Annotated in this window: 12 protein-coding genes; 2 read left to right on the top strand and 10 right to left on the bottom strand. The window is 40.6% G+C overall.

Annotation, left to right across the window (positions count from 1 at the left end):
• The 4 genes from hisA to E7274_RS10495 are packed head-to-tail and all read right to left on the bottom strand — an operon-like array spanning position 1 to position 3,614.
• Positions 1 to 789, bottom strand: a complete 789-nt coding sequence (gene hisA / locus E7274_RS10510) for a phosphoribosylformimino-5-aminoimidazole carboxamide ribotide isomerase (protein ID WP_090394272.1) — start codon at positions 787 to 789, stop codon at positions 1 to 3.
• Positions 790 to 836: 47 nt separating this feature from the next.
• Positions 837 to 2,141: a M18 family aminopeptidase gene (locus E7274_RS10505; RefSeq protein ID WP_090479319.1), complete on the bottom strand. Its 1,305-nt coding sequence runs from the start codon at positions 2,139 to 2,141 to the stop codon at positions 837 to 839.
• The gene (locus E7274_RS10500; RefSeq protein ID WP_044937144.1) at positions 2,138 to 2,716 is read right to left on the bottom strand and encodes a flavin reductase family protein; all 579 of its coding nucleotides are present in this window, start codon (positions 2,714 to 2,716) and stop codon (positions 2,138 to 2,140) included. Before E7274_RS10500 ends, E7274_RS10505 begins: the two co-directional genes overlap by 4 nt.
• A gap of 1 nt (position 2,717) precedes the next feature.
• Positions 2,718 to 3,614: an exonuclease domain-containing protein gene (locus E7274_RS10495; RefSeq protein WP_044937141.1), complete on the bottom strand. Its 897-nt coding sequence runs from the start codon at positions 3,612 to 3,614 to the stop codon at positions 2,718 to 2,720.
• A gap of 315 nt (positions 3,615 to 3,929) precedes the next feature.
• Between E7274_RS10495 and pflB the strand changes: the two genes are divergently transcribed.
• Both pflB and pflA read left to right on the top strand, forming a co-directional pair.
• A complete protein-coding gene (pflB, locus tag E7274_RS10490) occupies positions 3,930 to 6,188 on the top strand; it encodes a formate C-acetyltransferase (RefSeq protein WP_304175799.1) in 2,259 nt (752 codons plus the stop codon).
• Positions 6,189 to 6,372: 184 nt separating this feature from the next.
• On the top strand, positions 6,373 to 7,104 hold the full coding sequence (gene pflA / locus E7274_RS10485) for a pyruvate formate-lyase-activating protein (RefSeq protein WP_304175798.1): 732 nt from the start codon (positions 6,373 to 6,375) through the stop codon (positions 7,102 to 7,104).
• 14 nt (positions 7,105 to 7,118) lie between these two features.
• Here pflA and E7274_RS10480 read toward each other — a convergent pair whose 3' ends face one another.
• From E7274_RS10480 to E7274_RS10455, 6 genes are all read right to left on the bottom strand, one after another.
• Positions 7,119 to 8,741, bottom strand: a complete 1,623-nt coding sequence (locus E7274_RS10480; protein WP_304175796.1) for a glycoside hydrolase family 13 protein — start codon at positions 8,739 to 8,741, stop codon at positions 7,119 to 7,121.
• Positions 8,742 to 8,894: 153 nt separating this feature from the next.
• Entirely contained in the window at positions 8,895 to 9,599 is a 705-nt protein-coding gene (locus E7274_RS10475; RefSeq protein ID WP_044937127.1) for an adaptor protein MecA, read from the bottom strand.
• 137 nt (positions 9,600 to 9,736) lie between these two features.
• Positions 9,737 to 10,645, bottom strand: coding sequence for a dihydroorotate dehydrogenase (locus E7274_RS10470; RefSeq protein ID WP_304175794.1), 909 nt, complete (start codon positions 10,643 to 10,645; stop codon positions 9,737 to 9,739).
• The gene (locus tag E7274_RS10465) at positions 10,645 to 11,409 is read right to left on the bottom strand and encodes a dihydroorotate dehydrogenase electron transfer subunit (RefSeq protein ID WP_304175792.1); all 765 of its coding nucleotides are present in this window, start codon (positions 11,407 to 11,409) and stop codon (positions 10,645 to 10,647) included. The genes E7274_RS10470 and E7274_RS10465 overlap by 1 nt, the downstream gene beginning before the upstream one ends.
• 24 nt (positions 11,410 to 11,433) lie before the next feature.
• Positions 11,434 to 12,354, bottom strand: coding sequence for an orotidine-5'-phosphate decarboxylase (pyrF, locus tag E7274_RS10460; RefSeq protein ID WP_304175790.1), 921 nt, complete (start codon positions 12,352 to 12,354; stop codon positions 11,434 to 11,436).
• Between the two features lie 41 nt (positions 12,355 to 12,395).
• The gene (locus tag E7274_RS10455; RefSeq protein WP_304175788.1) at positions 12,396 to 13,685 is read right to left on the bottom strand and encodes a dihydroorotase; all 1,290 of its coding nucleotides are present in this window, start codon (positions 13,683 to 13,685) and stop codon (positions 12,396 to 12,398) included.
• Positions 13,686 to 13,703 lie beyond the last annotated feature (18 nt).

The raw sequence follows: 13,703 nt of genomic DNA, 5'->3' as shown, positions 1-13,703 counted from the left end.
TTACCTAGTTACAATTCGTTTCACTATTCTTTCGTAGGATAAATCTCCTCCGAATAAATCCAGGCATGAGCCTACAGTGAAATCCATATTATTATCAGATAGATAGCTAATGAGTTCTATATCTCCGTAATCTGATACTCCACCTGCATATGTAATTGGAACACGCTTGTAACCTGATAAAAAACCAACTAAATCCCTATCAATACCGCTCTGTCTTCCCTCCACATCTGCTGCATGAATCAAAAACTCATCGCAATAGTATGCAAGTCTATCAAGGAAATTGTATGTGATAATCTCCTTGGAAACCTTCTGCCATCTGTCTGTAACAATGACATATTTATCATCTATTCTGGTACAAGATAAATCCAGAACCAAATGCTCTCTTCCAACGACCTCTGATATGCGCTTCAAAGCATCGTAATCGACTCTTCCATCGTTAAAAACAAAAGAAGTAACAATAACATGGCTGGCCCCAGCAGATATAAAATCTCTAGCGTTTTTATCATCTACTCCGCCACCATACTGCATTCCACCAGGATATGCTCTAAGAGCTTCCATAGCTTCTTCCTTTGAAGCCTCATACTCTGGTGTGCCTTTCATATTCAGATTGATGATGTGTCCGCCTCTAAGATCATCTGACTTGTAAAGGTTCGCAAAATAAGCTGCACCTTTATCCGCTACAAAATTCTCCTTCGGCTGACCATCTGCTTTCCCCAAATCTGAAATAGTTGAACCAACAATTTGCTTTACCTTACCGTTGTGAATGTCAATGCATGGTCTGAATTTCATCTCATTTTCCCCCAAGTGTCAATATAAGTGTGTCAAAGCCTTCAAAATTAATCAAAATTATAATCTGAGCCCGAAACATTTTCAATGACAGTTTCGTAAAATTTCGTAGCAATTTTAAGCAAATATTCGGTATCTTTCACACCTGCTGTCTCATATGGAGAATGCATAGCAAGCTGAGCTAATCCGATATCAACACCATTGATTGAAACATGAGCGTTTGAAATGTTGCCAAGTGTAGAACCACCAGCTACATCCGAACGGTTTACAAATGTCTGATATGGTACTTTTGCCTTGTTGCACATTTCTGTGAAAATTCCAAATGCCAAACCATCTGTCATGTATTTCTGATTTGCATTGAACTTGATTACAACGCCTTCATTCATATAAACCTTGTTTGTTGGGTCACTCTTTTCTGCATAGTTTGGATGTAGCGCATGAGCATTGTCTGCAGAAACCATAAATGAATTTGCAATTGCTGTGAGAAGGCTTGAGTTATTGCCACCCATGGCTTCGTTAATGCGAACCAAAGTATCATATAAGAATGTAGAATCAGCACCCTGCTTTGTACCACTTCCTACTTCTTCATTATCAAATGTTACGTGAATCTGAGCTGCTGTGTTTGAATTCTTAGCTCCAAGAAGTCCCATCATTGAGCTGTATGAGCACTGAAGGTCATCAAGTCTTCTGATAGAAATAAATTCTTCGTCTGCACCCCAAACCTTACCTGGCTCTCTGTTGTATAGGAATAAATCAGAACCTAGGATTTCCTCTTCCTTAACTGAAAGCTCTGCTGCAACAAGCTTCTTAAGATTGAAGTTTTCATCCATAGATACAAGTGGAAGTAAATCCTTCTGTGGATTGTATTTGTAACCATCGTTTGCTTCTCTGTTCATGTGGATTGCAAGTGAAGGAAGCATGCAAAGATCTCTATCGAAATCTATAAGCTTTGTCTCGATACCATTTTTACTTCTAACAATTACACGACCAGCGATTGAAAGTGGTCTGTCAAACCAAGGAGCCATAAGCATTCCGCCGTACTTTTCTGTGTTAAGCTTTACATAGTGGCCCTCTTTCATTTCTGGCTGCTCTTTGATTCTGAATGTTGGTGAATCGCTGTGTGAAGCCATAATCATGAAGCTCTTAAGCGAATCCTTAGGCATTCTAAATGCAAGAATTGATGAACCGTTTCTTGTAACGAAATAGTTCTTACCAAGCTCGATTTTCCACTCTTTAGCTTCGTTTAACTCTACGAAACCAGCATCTAAAAATCTCTGTCTCTCGTTTGCCACAACGTGAAACTGAGATGGGCTCTCCTCTATAAATTCAAATAGTCCTTTTACTGTCTTGTTCATTTTTTCTTTCCTTCTTTCTTTTTTATAGAGTAACCAAAGGTACCCTTTGGTTTTGTAAGGCCAAAATAAGTGCCATGGCAATATGCCAATGGCTCTGATTCTTCCAATTGAAACTTTCCTGTTTCATTCATATATTTCTCATCTGCATGGACAGCAAGAACATCTGCAACAAACATAGTATGGCTACCATATTCATGTGCTTCTCTCACCCTACACTCGATGTTGACTGGCGATTCAACTAGCATAGGAACATTGACTTCATCAGCCATTTCCTTGTGAAGGCCGCAAGCTTCGAACTTATCTACATCCCTACCACTTTTGACACCACAGAAATCTGTAGCAAAAGCAAGCTCCTCTGTAGTCAAGTTGATTACAAATTCACCTGTCTCTTTTATCATATTGTATGAGTATCTGCTAGGCCTAACTGAAATGTATGCCATAGGCGGATTGGTACATACTGTTCCTGTCCATGCAACAGTAAACACATTATCATTCCCTTCTTTATCTCGGCATGTAATCATTACAGCTGGAAGTGGATAAATCATATTACCTGCTTTCCACTTTTGTTTTCCCATTTTATATCTCCTTAGACTTTTCTTCCATCATCTCAGAGAAAGTACCCATATATACATTTCCCTGACCGAGTAAGAATCCTAAATCATCCATAAAAGCTTTTGTCTTTGGATTCTCGTGGAAGCCTTTACGCTTTAATTCTTCCAAGAAATCAGTACCTATCTTAGAATCGATGATTAGCTCATCATCCTCTTCCACATCCCCAAAGCTTCTATTTTTAACATATTCGCCTCTGAACTTTTTATATTCAGCAGCTCGTACTCCATCGTACTTCATCTGATCCTGCTCGATGATTCTGATGCAGTTAAGCATGTCTTCAGCATCTGCAAGAGCGTTATGCTCTACGTGACCACCAAGCCCACAAATTGTTTTCATGTCTGCAAGGGAAAGATTTGCATCTAAGCCTCCAGTAACATCCAAGCTGACTTCTTTTTGAATATTGTCAAAAGTGCTGATAAACTTTGCAACGCTTCGCTTAAGTGGCTTTTCCAGATTTCTAGATTCATAGTCTCTTTGAAAGCTGTTTTTATCTCCGCCCCAAACGCAGATTTTTCCAACCTGAAACTTACGAATGCGAGTGATAAGCTCAGTCATAACATCCTCGTAAGCTGGAGCATCCTCTAAATCTTCATTGGTAAGACCAGTGAGCTCAGTAATAAGCGGCGGTAATTTATGGCCAGGTCTTAGCTGAACTGTTGAGTAGAATCTATCAAGCTCCTCATGGGCTGGGTTTGTAATAATTACGCCCACAGAAATAACATCCTCGATGGAACTCTTTTTATATCTCGCACTAAGATATTCCGCATCAAGGAATGCTTGATTCTTGCCTTTGTATCCTGCAGGAGCAGTCTGACTAGGCCCTTTTACTTTGTTTTTTGTACTTGTATTATTTGTAGCCAAATTTATCTCCAAACTTTGTAAATTAATGTGAATTCATTGTACCAAAAAAATCTCTACTATACAAAAGCCATAAATAATAAATCACACGCAATTTGTTTTTGCAGAAATACACTCAAAAATGTTTTTATTTTAATACATTGTGAATTTTTTGTCACTCCTATGGTATATTATTAGAGGCTAGATTGTTAGACGCAACTAACTGTCCAAATTGTGGCTAATATAACCCCACTAGCCGGCGTTTGTAAGGCTTCCACCTAGCTTACAAACAGAACTATAAATTTTTATATTTTTATAAACAGAAAGGGAAACAAATCAATGGCAAATCATGATTTCGCACAATGGAATGGTTTCGTCGGTCGCGTTTGGAAAGATAACGTTGACGTACGTGACTTCATCCAGAACAACTACACTCCTTATGATGGAGATGAGTCTTTCTTAGCAGGTCCTACAGATGCTACTAACACACTTTGGGGTAAGCTTCAGGAACTTCAGGCAGCTGAGCGTGCTAAGGGCGGCGTTTTAGACATGGAAACAGAAATTGTTTCATCTCTTACTTCTTATGGCCCAGGTTACATCTCAGAAGATACAAAGGATCTTGAAAAGATCGTTGGTCTTCAGACAGACAAGCCTCTTAAGAGAGCTTTCATGCCATACGGTGGTATTAAAATGGCTGAGCAGTCTTGCAGAATGTACGGTTATGAGCCAAGCGAGAAGCTTCACGAAATCTTTACTGTTTATCACAAGACACACAATCAGGGAGTTTTCGATATCTACACACCAGAGATTATGAAAGCTCGTCACAATAAAATTCTTACAGGTCTTCCTGATACATACGGCCGTGGTCGTATCGTAGGCGATTACAGAAGAGTTGCTCTTTACGGTATCGATTACCTTATCGAAAAGAAGCAGATTGACTTCGCTAACACAAATCGTCAGGGTATGAGACGTTATGACTTCCAGCTTCGCGAGGAAATCACAGACCAGATTAACGCTCTTAAGGGCATGAAGGAAATGGCTGCTTCTTACGGCTTTGATATTTCTAAGCCAGCTGCAAACGCTAAGGAAGCTGCTCAGTGGTTATACTTCGGTTACCTTGCAGCTATCAAGACTCAGAACGGTGCTGCTATGTCAGTAGGACGTGTTTCTACATTCCTTGATATCTACATGACACGTGACCTTGCAAACGGTATTATCACAGAGTCTGAGGCACAGGAAATCATAGATCACTTCACAATGAAGTGCCGTATGGTTAAGTTTGCTCGTATCGAGTCTTACAACCAGTTATTCTCAGGTGACCCAGTATGGGCTACACTTGAAGTTGGTGGTATTGGTCTTGATGGACGTCACCAGGTTACAAAGACTTGCTACAGATTCCTTCACACACTTGAGAACATGGGTCCTTCACCAGAGCCAAACCTTACAGTTATGTACTCTAGCCGTCTTCCTGAAAGCTTCAAGAAGTACGCTGCAAAGATTTCTGTAAACACATCTTCTATCCAGTACGAGAACGATGATGTTATGAGAGTTACATGGGGCGATGATTACTCAATCTGCTGCTGTGTATCTGCTACAGAAACAGGTAAGGAGCTTCAGTTCTTCGGTGCTCGTGCAAACCTTGCTAAGTGTCTTCTTTACGCTATCAACGGTGGTGTTGATGAGAAGTCACATGATCAGGTTGGTCCTGAGTACACACCTATCACATCTGAGTACCTTGATTACGACGAGGTTATGCACAAGTTTGATCAGATGATGGATTGGTTAGCTCACATGTATGTTGGAGCACTCAACATGATTCACTACATGCATGATAAGTATTACTATGAAGTTTGCCAGATGGCCCTTATTGATACACACGTACGTCGTTCATTTGCTACAGGTATCGCTGGATTCTCACACTGTGTAGATTCACTTTCAGCTATCAAGTATGCAAAGGTTAAGGCTATCCGTGATGAGGACGGAATCACAAAGGATTTCGAAATCGAGGGAGACTTCCCACGTTATGGTAACGATGATGACAGAGCTGATGAGATTGCTGTATGGCTTCTTAGAACATTCATGACAAAGCTTCGTCATATCCACACATACAGAGATTCAGAGCCTACAACATCTATCCTTACAATTACATCAAACGTTGTATACGGTAAGGCAACAGGTGCTCTTCCAGACGGAAGACCAGCAGGCGAGCCACTTTCACCAGGCGCAAACCCAGCATATGGCGCAGAGAAGAACGGTCTTGTTGCTTCACTTAACTCAGTTGCTAAGCTTCCATATGAAGAAGCACTTGACGGAATCTCTAATACACAGACAATCAACCCAGGTGCCCTCGGACACTCAGAGGAAGAGCGTGTTAACAACCTTGTTAACGTACTTGACGGATACTTTGATCAGGGTGCTCATCACCTCAACGTTAACGTATTCGGCAAAGAAAAGCTTATCGATGCTATGGAGCATCCAGAGAAGCCAGAGTACGCTAACTTCACAATCCGTGTATCTGGATACGCTGTTAAGTTCATCGACTTAACAAAAGAGCAGCAGCTCGACGTTATTGCACGTACTTGCCACGAGGCACTCTAAATAATACGCTTTAAATATACTAGACACATTCGCAGACACGCTTGCGCTCTTGTCGCACTAGTTGCCCTACATAAGAGGCCATCTCAAGGATGCCCTCTAAGTAGGGACTGTGCTTTAAGGTCTGCTAAATGTTGTCTAGTATAATTTTAAAGCTTACTCTTTGAAGAACTGGAGGTAGTCAATTATGGCTATAACGGGATACGTAAATAAATTTGAAAGCTTCGGTGCTGTAGATGGACCAGGGGTACGTTTTTTGATTTTCTTAAATGGATGCAAGATGCGCTGTGCTTTTTGCCACAACCCAGAGACATGGGCTGAGCATCAGGGTGAGCAGTATAGTGCAGATCAGGTCCTTGAAAAAGCTCTTCGCTACAAGCCTTACTGGAAGAAGGATGGAGGAATTACTGTCAGTGGCGGCGAGCCACTTCTTCAGATTGATTTTGTGTTGGATTTATTTAAGAAAGCCAAAGCTAAAGGTATCACCACTTGTATTGATACTGCCGGCCAGCCATTCACTCATGAAGAGCCATTTTATAGCAAATGGAAGGAGCTAATGAGCGTAACTGACACTGTTATGCTTGATATCAAAAACATCGATCCTGAGGAGCATAAGAAGCTCACAGGGGTATCTAATGATAATATCCTTCAGATGGCACGAGAAATCTCTGATATGGGTGTAAGAATTTGGATTAGACATGTACTTGTTCCTGGTGGAAGCGATAATGATGAACTGTTACATCGTACACGTGAATTTATTGATACACTTAAAACTGTAGAGCGTGTAGAGGTTCTTCCATATCACAGTCTCGGTGTTCCAAAGTATGCTGAGCTAGGCATACCATATCGCCTTGAGGGAGTTGAATCACCAACTGCTGAAAGAATAAAAAATGCAAAAGAAATCCTAGGTGCAAACTAGCACCTAGGATTTTTTTAATATATCGTATATGCGGTAGGACTTGTAATCTTAAGGGTCTTTGTTTTACCCTTGTAACTTCTAATTACATTTATTGCATTATCATCTTCTACTATTGATATTTCTCCCAATTGCAATACCGGATTCTTTTTCAAAGCAATTAAACCCTTTACTTTTTCCAGGAAATCCATATCCCACTCTTTTCTGTCCCAATTAAAACAACGACGACAATCAGGATCATGATTGCCTTCCATAGCCTGCTCAGTTCCATAGTACAGACAAGGGGCACCAGGCATAAACATAGTCAATGCCATTGCTGTTTCCAATTTCTTTTTATCTTTGCCTATAGCAGTAAAGAAGCGCTCTGTATCATGAGAATCAAGCAAATTCAGCATCATATAGTTTACTTGCTTCATGTTACGCATCAAAATTCCATTTAGATGCTGGACAGTTTTTGCCTCATCACATATTCCTTTTGCAAAATAATCAAGGCAGATTTTAGTAAAAGCATAATTCATAATGCTATCCTGCTGGTCTCCTTGCAAAGATGGGTATGCATCATGCCAGTTTTCTCCAATGATTACGGCATCACTCTTTTTCGCTTTTACAGCCTTTCTGAACATTCTCCAGAAATCATGTGACACTTCATCAGCCACATCAAGGCGCCATCCATCAATGTCTGCAACATCTATCCAATAGGTAGCAATATCCAACAAATATTTTTGCACATCAGGATTCGCTGTGTTAAGTTTTGGCATGGACTTTGAATATGCAAAGCATTCGTAATTACGATTTTCTACGTCTGCCTTATCTCCATCAATAATGAACCAGTCGTGATACTTTGATTTACGTCCATTTTTTACTACATCCTGAAACTGCTCCATCTTTGTGCTGCAATGATTAAAAACTGCATCCAGCACAAGTCTTATACCTCTGGCATGAGCTTCCTTTACCAGTTCTATCAAATCCTCCGTCGTACCAAACTGTGGATCTATAGTTTTATAGTCAATAATATCGTACTTGTGATTTGATTCCGATAAAAATATAGGCGTTAAATATATTCCTGAAATGCCCAAATCCTTAAGATAATCAAGTCTCTTTATAATTCCTCGAAGATCGCCACCAGCATGGCTTTTAGTGGTAGGTTTATCGCCCCATCTCATGTCGATATAGGACATATCCTTGTTTTCATCCCCAACGCAGAATCTATCAACAAAAATCTGATAGAAAACAGAACCTGGCATCCATTCTACAAGTGGCATAACATCATTTTCATTGATGTATGGCAACTGAAAGAAATTATAATAACAATCGTCGTAATTGTAGCTTTCAGTAAGACCGTCTTCGCTGTAATAATATACTTTGTTATTCTTCTCCAGCTGGAAAATATAAACAAATCGAACGTCGTTTATTTTCAGCTGAATTTCATAATAAGCGAATAGCTCATCTTTATATTTAAGTGGAACATCCGCAGTGTATCTCTCTTCTTTATAATCATACTTAACACCGTAGATTAAGCTTACCTTAAGTCCACTTTCTGCATCTTCTCTGGCAGTTCTAAGTCTAAGAACTATTTCATCCGTCGATAATGGAAAACAATATCTTGATTCTGGTATGTGTAATAATGCGTGTCTGTTCATAAAACTCCCTTTACGTAATACAATATCAATAAACTCCTTCTAATAGTTTATCGATAAATGGCGATTTATCAACTGGTTATGCTGTTAACTAAACTTTTATTTTTCAATAAAAAATAGTCAGGAGATAATCTCCTGACTATTGGTATTTTTGTATTAAATTTGTGATAAAACATTTGCGCAATCTTCGCAAATCAAATCGCCGTGCTCTAATAAGAATGCCCCATCAAAGCTTTCTGTAAACATCTGATTTGCAAACTCTGCTATTACTAAAATCACTGCTGAGATTTGTCTGCGTGTAAGCTCAAAATTCAGCTTGATGTAGTAGTCATCTCCGTAACGGTACAAAGTACTCTTCATTCCGTCGTACTTTGGAAGATGCTTGCAAAGTAAAATTGCTGAATCTAAATCATCAAGTATTGCCCAAAGTGGAGTGTCCAGATACTGATCTGTCACCTCATCACTTTCGTCTGTAATGGCCTTTGCAGGCTGTACTGGAACATCAGATGTACTAGCTGAAATTGCTGCACTCTGAGGTGTTTTCGTAGTTGAAAGCGTCTCCTGTAAACCTGTGAGATGCTTTTTTAATTCTTCAATTGCTGTAGCCAGTCCTGTGCTTGAATCTGGAGATATAAGTAATGCAACATCACCCTGTGGCATCACTGTCATTTGAACGCTGTACGCCTTTGCATGAGTCTCAATTCCGAGGGTCTCACAGGCTTCAGCAAGAATATCCCTAATAAAGCTCTGGGTCTTTTCCTGGTCACTGACGAAATCACCAAGCTCCATGCCGTTCTGTTCCATTTCTTCTTTTGTGATGACACATCTAATCTTGTCCTCACCTATCTTCTTGAACTTCATCAGCTCCCCTCCTTTCAAATTGTGGACGTAAATAAAGTTTAGCAAATGAATTTGAAAGTGTCACGGAAAAATCTGAGTATATTGTGAGAAATTTCCGTGAACAATGTAACCATTCAATTATTATGTGTAGCAAAACCTTATTTCACTATGCCTATTATATTGTTGATATCCTCAATACCCTTCCTCTCCATATAATCCTTCATTCCGTTAAGTATATCCAGTGTTGCTGTAGGATTGTAGAAATTAGCTGTACCAATTGAAACGGCAGTTGCCCCCGCAAGCATCATTTCAATTGCATCTTCCCATGTTGAAATTCCACCCATTCCTATAATTGGAATTGAAACTGTAGAAGCACACTCATAGACCATACGAACAGCTATAGGATGAACAGCAGGACCTGACATACCACCGGTTTTGTTTGCCAGTACAAAGCTTTGACGTTCAACATCGATTTTCATCCCTGTAAGAGTATTAATAAGGGAAATGGCATCCGCTCCCCCAGCTTCCGCAGCTTTTGCCATAACCTTGATGTCTGTAACGTTTGGAGAAAGCTTCATGACGATTGGCTGCTTTGCATGAGATTTCACAAGTCTTGTGATTTCTTCTACTGCCTTAGGATCCTGACCAAAAGCGATTCCGCCCTCTTTAACGTTAGGACAAGAGATGTTGATTTCTAGCATATCAACTCGCTTTTCATCTGCCAATCTATCTACCACTTCAATATATTCTTCGGCTGAATGACCGCAAACATTAACCACTACCTTTGTATCTTTGTACTGTTCAAGGAATTTTAAATCTCTTTCACAGAACACCTCAACCCCTGGATTCTGCAGGCCGATGGCGTTAAGCATGCCTGATTTTACCTCGGCAATTCTTGGTGTTGGATTACCTGGCCAAGGCACATTTGCAACGCCTTTTGTAACAACAGCACCAAGCTTATTTAAGTCTACAAATTCTGAATACTCCATACCTGAACCAAAGGTTCCTGAAGCTTCCATAATAGGATTCTGAAATTCTACTCCTGCGATAGTAACCTTTGTATTCATTACAATTCCACCTCCGTAGATAAGAAAACTGGACCGTCTTTGCAGACTCTTTTATTTTTAACGTGGCTGTGATCATCTACTTCTTTAGACTGGCATACGCATCCCAAGCATGCACCAACACCACATGCCATTCTCTCTTCCATTGAAACATAGCATTTGATGCCTTTTTCAAGGGCATACTGTGCAACGCCTCTAAGCATTGGCTTTGGGCCACAAGCATAGATAACATCTGCAGTCAAATCATTTTCTTTCATAGCATCCACAACAGTGCCGTGAACTCCTACTGAGCCATCATCTGTAGCGATAATTACATCAGCTGCTGCATCAATAAATTCATCGGCAAGGAATAAATCATCGTTGCGATATCCCATTACTGCTGTAACAGAGCCCTTCAACTGCTTTGCAAGCTCTAGCATTGGAGGTACACCAATTCCGCCACCAACTACAATAGCCTTTTCTCCCTCAAGTGGAAAACCATTTCCAAGAGGACCAAGGATCTCTACAGTGTCGCCAGCTTTAAGCTCAGAAAACTCTGTTGTGCCTTCGCCTACAACTCGAAATACCACTCGAAGAGTATTTTTTAACTCGTTGATTTCACAAATGCTGATTGGACGAGGTAATAGCTTGCTCTTGTCATTTGAAAATATATTTATGAACTGACCAGGGACTGCATATTTGGTTGCATTTGTCTCAAGTTCAAGGCTATATACACCTTCTGCCAGTTTTTTCTGGGCTACTATTGTAGCTCTTTCTTTTATTTTCATATTTTATTAAACTCCTTACTTAACTTACTTAAGGGCTCCGCGGATATCAGCGAGCATATCCTCTACAGCTGCTCTACTTGCTCCTGCAAAGTTCTCTTCCCCATACTTCGCATATTTCTCCTGCTGGTATGCTGAGATGATGCCACGGCTTGAGTTTACAATAGCGCCAAGGCCATCCTCATTGAAGAAGTTTACAAGGTCAGCCCCCTTACCGCCCTGTGCACCGTAGCCTGGCACAAGGATATATGTGTGAGGCATAAGCTTACGAAGCTTTGCACCCATCTCTGGATAAGTAGCACCAACTACTGCACCTACATTAGAGTAGTTGCCCTCGCGAGTGTCTGCACCCCACTCTTCGATTTTCTCAGCCATGTGCTCGTAAAGTGGTCTGCCGTCGATAAGTCTATCCTGGAATTCTCCTGATGATGGATTTGATGTCTTACAAAGTACAAAGATTCCCTTGTCCTCTTCCTTACAAACATCTACAAAAGGCTTAACGCCATCTGTTCCAAGATATGGGTTTACTGTAGCCATGTCTGCATCAAAGCCCTGATACTTGTACTCGCCCACCTGAACTGAACCAAGGTGGCCAAGAGCATATGCTGTAGATGTGGAGCCAATGTCACCACGCTTGATATCTGCAATAACGATAAGACCAAGTTCCTTTGCATAATCAACTGTCTTTTTGTAAGCAATCATACCTGGGATGCCATAGCTTTCATACATAGCAATCTGTGGCTTTACTGCTGGAATCAAATCTGCAGTGGCATCCATAATCTGTCTGTTGTAGTCGAACATAGCCTCGCCTACTGCCTCAAGTGTCTGGCCGCATTCACCTATCCACTTATCAACAAGTGACTTTGGCATAAGCTTCATTGTTGGGTCTAAACCTACAACTATTGGTGCGTTCTTCTCAATAATTTGTTCAATTAATTTAGTTATCATAATATTCTCCTTTTCTTGGCATACTAAAAGCTTCCTTACAGTTAGCTTTTAGCATGCGTTTCATATACAACATTACCTCCAAATATAGTTTTTACAACTTTTCCCTGTACCTTTCGATTCTCATAAGGCATATTCTTTGACTTGCCAACAAAGTCGGCAGCATGAATTTCATATTCGATAGTTGGATCAAAGATTGTGATATCTGCTACTTTACCAACAGATATATCTCCCAAATCCTGTCTACCAAGGATTCTAGCTGGATTGCTACTCATATATGCAGCCATTGTAAGTGGTGTGATAAGACCGGATAACACAAGTTCTGTGTATGCAAGGCTGGCTGATGTTTCAAGACCAACTATCCCAAATGGTGATGCAAAGCCCTTGGCTTTTTCTTCTGCTGTGTGTGGAGCGTGGTCTGTAGATATTACCTCAAATACGCCCTCCGCAAGGCCACGTCTCAGTGCCTCTCTATCTTCAGCTGTACGAACTGGTGGATTCATTTTATAATTGCCGTCACCTGGGACGATATCGTCTTCTGTAAGTGTAAAATGATGAGGACAAACTTCGCCAGATACCTTGATTCCTCTAGCCTTTGCCTCTTTAAGAATGTCATAGCTTTCCTTTGTGGAGCAATGACAAAGATGAAGTGTAGCCCCTGTCTCTTCTGCAAGCATAATGTCACGGGCTTCAATGATGTTTTCTACTGCGTTGCTGATTCCCTTTTCTCCCATGGAATCGGATTTTGTTCCCATGTTCATAACGCCGCCCTGAACAAGATTGATATCCTCACAATGAGCAAGAACTGGAACATTTTTCTTTGCCACGATTTTCATAGCCTCTCGATATAAGCCGGAATCCATAACAGATTTACCGTCCTCGGAAATAGCTGGGATGCCGGCATTAATCATCCCATCCAAATCAGAAAGCTCCTTGCCTTCCATTCCCTTTGTAACTGAACCAACCTGAAGCACTCTGCATAGGCCAACTGCCTTGCCCTTATCATGGACATAGTTTACAAGCTCAGGATTATCAACCACTGGCTTTGTATTTGGCATAGCAAGAACAGTTGTAACACCACCTCTTGCTGCGGCCTTTGAACCTGTCTCAATATCTTCCTTAGCAGTCTGCCCCGGATCTCTGAAATGAACGTGCATATCGATAAGACCAGGGAACACATAGCAGCCCTTTGCATCGATTACCGTATCAGAAAAAACGGGAACAATTTCAGCCTCAATAGCTGAAATACTGTTCCCGTCTATCTTAATATCTAATATTTCGTCTGTGTTTGTAGGTGGATTCAAAACCCTTCCGTTTTTTATTATAAGGCTCATACTGTACCTTCCTTCCTA

It is taken from the genome of Pseudobutyrivibrio ruminis (assembly GCF_015057245.1).
GTDB lineage: Bacteria > Bacillota > Clostridia > Lachnospirales > Lachnospiraceae > Pseudobutyrivibrio > Pseudobutyrivibrio ruminis_E.
Note: the sequence above shows the minus strand (reverse complement) of the source record. Positions and strands in the feature narration are given on the sequence as shown.

Coding starts and splice junctions, on each gene's coding strand:
- hisA (WP_090394272.1), bottom strand. CDS start 789: ATGAAATTCAGACCATGCATTGACATTCACAACGGTAAGGTAAAGCAA.
- E7274_RS10505 (WP_090479319.1), bottom strand. CDS start 2,141: ATGAACAAGACAGTAAAAGGACTATTTGAATTTATAGAGGAGAGCCCA.
- E7274_RS10500 (WP_044937144.1), bottom strand. CDS start 2,716: ATGGGAAAACAAAAGTGGAAAGCAGGTAATATGATTTATCCACTTCCA.
- pflB (WP_304175799.1), top strand. CDS start 3,930: ATGGCAAATCATGATTTCGCACAATGGAATGGTTTCGTCGGTCGCGTT.
- pflA (WP_304175798.1), top strand. CDS start 6,373: ATGGCTATAACGGGATACGTAAATAAATTTGAAAGCTTCGGTGCTGTA.
- E7274_RS10480 (WP_304175796.1), bottom strand. CDS start 8,741: ATGAACAGACACGCATTATTACACATACCAGAATCAAGATATTGTTTT.
- E7274_RS10475 (WP_044937127.1), bottom strand. CDS start 9,599: ATGAAGTTCAAGAAGATAGGTGAGGACAAGATTAGATGTGTCATCACA.
- E7274_RS10470 (WP_304175794.1), bottom strand. CDS start 10,645: ATGAATACAAAGGTTACTATCGCAGGAGTAGAATTTCAGAATCCTATT.
- E7274_RS10465 (WP_304175792.1), bottom strand. CDS start 11,409: ATGAAAATAAAAGAAAGAGCTACAATAGTAGCCCAGAAAAAACTGGCA.
- pyrF (WP_304175790.1), bottom strand. CDS start 12,354: ATGATAACTAAATTAATTGAACAAATTATTGAGAAGAACGCACCAATA.
- E7274_RS10455 (WP_304175788.1), bottom strand. CDS start 13,685: ATGAGCCTTATAATAAAAAACGGAAGGGTTTTGAATCCACCTACAAAC.